5 protein-coding genes are annotated in these 4,691 nt (G+C 72.8%); all 5 read right to left on the reverse strand.

Annotated elements, in window-relative coordinates:
• Nucleotides 1-1,612: pyridoxal-dependent decarboxylase (locus tag VFE05_08610; GenBank protein ID HET6230117.1), on the reverse strand; the 1,612-nt coding region annotated here is incomplete at its 3' end.
• A 549-nt stretch (nucleotides 1,613-2,161) separates the two neighbouring features.
• A complete protein-coding gene (locus VFE05_08615) occupies nucleotides 2,162-2,848 on the reverse strand; it encodes a PHP domain-containing protein (protein HET6230118.1) in 687 nt (228 codons plus the stop codon).
• The gene (gene coaE, locus VFE05_08620) at nucleotides 2,841-3,491 is read right to left on the reverse strand and encodes a dephospho-CoA kinase (GenBank protein ID HET6230119.1); all 651 of its coding nucleotides are present in this window, start codon (nucleotides 3,489-3,491) and stop codon (nucleotides 2,841-2,843) included. The genes VFE05_08615 and coaE overlap by 8 nt, the downstream gene beginning before the upstream one ends.
• Before the next feature lie 37 nt (nucleotides 3,492-3,528).
• Nucleotides 3,529-3,900, reverse strand: coding sequence for a type II secretion system protein GspG (locus tag VFE05_08625; protein HET6230120.1), 372 nt, complete (start codon nucleotides 3,898-3,900; stop codon nucleotides 3,529-3,531).
• Nucleotides 3,901-3,950: 50 nt separating this feature from the next.
• Nucleotides 3,951-4,691 (reverse strand): MBL fold metallo-hydrolase (locus VFE05_08630; protein HET6230121.1); only part of this gene is annotated, 741 nt, incomplete at its 5' end.

Genomic DNA, 4,691 nt, shown 5'->3' on the forward strand with positions numbered 1-4,691 from the left:
AGACGATGTTGAGGTCCGGCAGCGGCAGCGGCACCACGCGGAACGGGTCCCAGTCTCCCCCGCTGATGCGGCGGTGCAGCGTGAGCGCCCCGCGCGCCGTCTCGCCGATCAGCCGTCCGTAGCCCGTCGCGTCCAGCGGCAGCACCTTGTGGCTCATCCACACCGCCGCCGCCGCCGCGCCCGGCTTGCTCCCCTCGAAGATGAAGCGCCCGATGTAGCCCCACTCCGACGCCCCGCGGTGGAAGAGGTACGGCGCATCGACCGCGATCAGGTCGCGCGCCCGCCCGTCGCGGATGGCGACGGCGCCGGCCGGATACGGGATGAACCCCAGCTTGTGCGGGTCGATGGTCACCGAATCCGTCCGGTCCAGCGCGCAGAGGGCGCGGTACACGCCTTCCTCGGGCCACGCCTCGGGCGCGAAGTCGCGGAGCGCGTCGCCGTACGAGCGGCGGGCACCGTCCGCGTCACGGGTGATGGCCGCCGCGTAGCCGCCCCAGGCCGCGTCCGCGTGCAGCGCGAAACCCACGCCCAGCTCGCGCGCCAGCCGGTCGCGCACATCCGCCGCCAGGTCCAGGCGGTCCACCGCGCTCTCCTCCGTCGTCCCGATCACGGAGACGCAGGCGATAATGGGCTGCCGCCGGGCGACCAGGCCGCGGACGGTGTCCTCCAGCGCCGCCGGATCCATGCGGAAGCGGCGGTCCACCGGCACGTGCACGAGCTGCGCGGCGCCCACGCCCAGCGAGCGGCAGATCTTCTCCCACGAGTAGTGCGCGGTGGACGGCACGAGCACCACGGCCGCCGCGAGCGAGTCCGTGAACTCGGCCTTGAGCCGCCGGTCGAAGCCTTGGTAGCCCAGCCCCTCCAGCGAGTTCATGGAGATGGCCTGCACCGCCTGCATGGGGTCGTCGGCCCGTTCCCGCAGCGCCTCGGCCGCGTCCAGCGCGTCTTCGGGCATCACGTTCAGGAGCTGCCACAGGTCCATGTCGGCGACGAACGCCTGAGAGCCGTCGGGCAGGCGCACCTTCAGGCGGTCCACGCCCAGCTCCTCGGCCGCCCATCGAACCGCCACGGGCAGGTACTTGACGTTGCGGGCCACCCACAGCGCCTCGTAGTTCGCCACCGTCCCGCCCGAGGTGAGGTGGCCCCAGTGCCGCTCGGGCACGTAGCCGATCATGCGCGCGATCTGCGCGGCCACCTCCAGCTCCATGCGCGTGGTCACCGGCGACGCCTCGGCGGCCACGTTGTTGGGGTTGTACAGCATGGTGGCGAAGTACGCGATGAGGCTCGCCATCGTCAGGTCCGACGACATGTGCCCCACGTACCGCGGGCTGAAGAAGGGCACGCCCGCCTTCAGCTCGCCCAGCAGACCCATCAGCTCCTGCGAGAGGACGGAGATGGCGCGGTCGTACTCGGGGCTGTGCTTCTCCGTCTCGCGCACCTGGAAGCCGTCTTCCGGGTGGAAGTTGCGGCGCCAGAACACGTGGTCGCGGAACGCCTCCAGCAGCAGGCGCTCGAAGACGTCGGCGTTCTCGCCCTTGGGACCCAGGAAGATGCTGCCCAGGCCCAGCAGGGCTTCGTTGCGGTACGGCGGGGTTCCGGCGTGGTCGGTCATCTGTTTCGAGTGCTGAGAGGGGCCCTCACCCGGCTCGCAAGGCTCGCCTGCCCTGAAAAGAAAGTGAGCTTCGCGAAATCACCGAAATGGTGATGTAGCAACACTTTCATCCGCTAGGGTGAGCGAAGCTCGTGGACGACTCTCCCGCAAGCGGGCGAGGGCACGAAGCCATTGGCGTGGGTCCGCGGGTTCCGCTACGCGCTTCGCTCTCGGCTTCGCCGGACGGTGGCGGGCGTGGCGGGAGATGCGGGGCGGTTCGTCGGCCGTCGAGCTGTTTGGGAGATGGGCAGATGCGCATCTCGGTCGATGATCGGCGGCCCATCTTCCGTGCTCGTTCGCGTCTCCGCTGATATAGCGGTCCGCGGCGTCACGGCGGATGCGCGGCGGGCGACGGGTGCGTCCGCGCTCATCGTCTACATCATCCTCGCCGGAAATGCGGACGGGCGGCTGGAGGGCCGCCCGTGGCTTCGGGTCGTGGGGGAAGATACGGCGCATCGGCGGCGGGCGAAACCGTCCGGCGGCGGCGCGCGTCAAGGTGATGCGGAGTGGTTAGCCCTTGCCCGCGAACAGCTTGTGGATCTTCGCGTAGGTGGAGAACAGGCTGCAAAAGGGCGACGAGCACTCGCGGCCCGCCACGCGCCCGTCGCGGAGGGCGGCGAGGAAGCTCTCGCGGTTCGGCTCGAAGTGCGGGACTTCGACGAACCCGCGGCCGATCTCGCGCAGCGTGTGCGCGTCGGAGCCGGCGCCGAGCGGCTTGCCGTGCGCGACCGCCCACTCCTCGCCGCGGCGGTTCAGCTCGGTGCGCCAGGTACGCGAGTTGTGCGCCTCCACCACGTCCACCAAATCCGCAAGCTCGTCCAGCAGCGCGGCGCCGCCCGAGCGCCGTGTGTCGAACGGGTGCGGCATGTACACCACGCCGCTCTGCGCGAGGATGCGCTCGCACGTCTCGCGCGCCGGGGTGCGCTTGGGAATCCGCTCGGTGAGGAAGATGCCGATGATGTCGGCGCCCTCGGCCGTCTTCACCTCTTCGCCCACCATCACCAGCTCCGGATCTTCCGCATGCAGGCGGAGCGCGGCGTCCACCTCGTTGTGGTCGGTGATGCAGAGCCGGTCGATGCCGCGCGCCCGCGCCGTGGCGAGCACGCCTTCGTACGCGTTGAGCGAGTCGAACGAGAGGCGGGTGTGGCAGTGCATGTCGACCCGCAGCGTGCGGGCCGGGCCCGCGGCATCAGCCACGGGCCGCGTCGCCGCCGGTGCCCGCCGCGGCGCCCTCGCCCCGCTCCGCGCGCTCGGAAAGCTCCTCCCACACCTCCGCCGCGCGCCGCTCCAGGTCCGCGAGAGAGCCCGTGTTCTCGATCACCACGTCGGCGCGGGCGCGCTTCAGCTCCGCCGGCATCTGCGCGGCGATCATGGCGCGCGCGTCCTGCGGGTCCAGGCCACGACCGCCCACGAGGCGCAGCATCCGCGTCTCCTCCGGCGCGTCGACCAGGACCACGACGTCGAACTCGTCCACCAGCCCCGCCTCGAAGAGCAGCGGGATCTCGCCCACCACCACCTTCTCGCCGCGGCCCGCGGCTTCCGCGTACTCCGCATCCCGCAGCTTGGCGACGGCGGGGTGCACGATGGCCTCCAGCCGCTCGCGCGCATCCGGGTCCGCGAAGACGATGCGGCGCAGGGCGGCACGGTCCAGCTCGCCGTCGCGGGCCACCACCTCGCTGCCCCAGGCGCCGGCGATCTCGGCCAGGGCGCGCGTGCCCGGCTCCACCACGCGGCGGGCCAGGTCGTCGGCATCCACCACCGTCGCGCCCAGCGACCGCCAGACGGATGCGACGGCGGATTTGCCCGCCCCGATGTTGCCCGTCAGTCCCACTTTGAGCATCTGCTCCTCCACGCCCGCCGGTCCGCAGGAGAGCGGCTCAGCGAGAGCCGGGCTTGGAAAGGATGTCGTCGGCCGTGCCCTGCACGCCGTCGGCGCCGTTGCTGCCCACGGCGTAGGTGGTGCGGGTGGCCTGCAGGTAGTACGGGTTGCCCCACGGGTCCAGCTCGCCCCCTTCGCTGGGGTTCTGCTGGTGCACGAACGCGGGGAACGCCTGCGGCGTGGGAACCGAGTGCCCGAGCGTCTTCTCGGTCTCCACGTCCTGGGCGAGCTCGTTCACCTCGTTGCGCGCGCTCCACGAGTACGCCGGGTTCAGCGCGAACTGCACGTGCGGCTTCACCCGCTCGCGCAACGGGCGCGAGATCGCGACGACGCCTATGGCCAGAAGCAGCAGCAGAAAGAACTTTCCCATCACGGTCTCCAGCGGTTGTGTGGGTCCCGCCCGCGCTGCGGCGGCGGGGCTCAGGCGCGGGCGAAGCCGGCGGCGCCGTCGTGCTCCTGGCGGCGGGCGCGGCCGGCGGCGGCCAGGCGGTCCAGGTGCGCCAGCGTCTCGCGCAGGGCCAGCATCCGCGCGCCGGGCGGAAGCTCGCGGCCGGGATAGCGCCGGTCCACCAGCTCCCACGCGGTGGCGGGGGCGCCGTCCAGCAGCGCGGCCACCGCCTCGGTCTCGCCCTCCGCCGCCGCCCGCAGCTCGGCGATGCGGGCCAGCGGATCCGGCGGCGGGTCGCCGTGGCCGGGCAGCACCACGCGCGGCGCGAGGGCGTCCAGCCGGTCCAGCGCGGCCAGGTAATCGCCCACCGGGTCCTCGCGCTGGCGGTTCACGCCCAGCGTGGGGGTGATGCGGGGCAGCACAGCGTCGCCGGCCACGAGCGCCCGATCGAACGGGCGGAAGAGCGAGACGTGCCCGGCCGTGTGCCCCGGCGTCCAGAGGAAGCGCCACCCCGGCGCGCCCGGCAGCGGCCCCTCGTCGCCGTCCAGCACCCCGTCGGCGGCGACGGCGGGCGCGAGAGCCTGGGCCGCGCGGCGCCCGCCCTCCACCGCCGCGATCCACTCGGCCGGCGAGCCGCAGGTGCGGAAGAGGCCCAGGCGGTACTCGGCCTCGTCGGCGGGCTGGGCGGCGGCATGGGCCATGCGCTCGGCGTCCAGGCGGCCCATGAGCAGGCGCGCGCCGCTGGCCTCGCGGGTGCGGGCCGCCAGGCCCAC

This window comes from Longimicrobiaceae bacterium (assembly GCA_035696245.1).
GTDB lineage: Bacteria > Gemmatimonadota > Gemmatimonadetes > Longimicrobiales > Longimicrobiaceae > DASRQW01.

What these genes read in the sequence shown, in the direction of transcription:
- coaE (HET6230119.1), bottom strand. Translation starts at nt 3,491, where the DNA reads ATGCTCAAAGTGGGACTGACGGGCAACATCGGGGCGGGCAAATCCGCC.
- VFE05_08625 (HET6230120.1), bottom strand. Translation starts at nt 3,900, where the DNA reads ATGGGAAAGTTCTTTCTGCTGCTGCTTCTGGCCATAGGCGTCGTCGCG.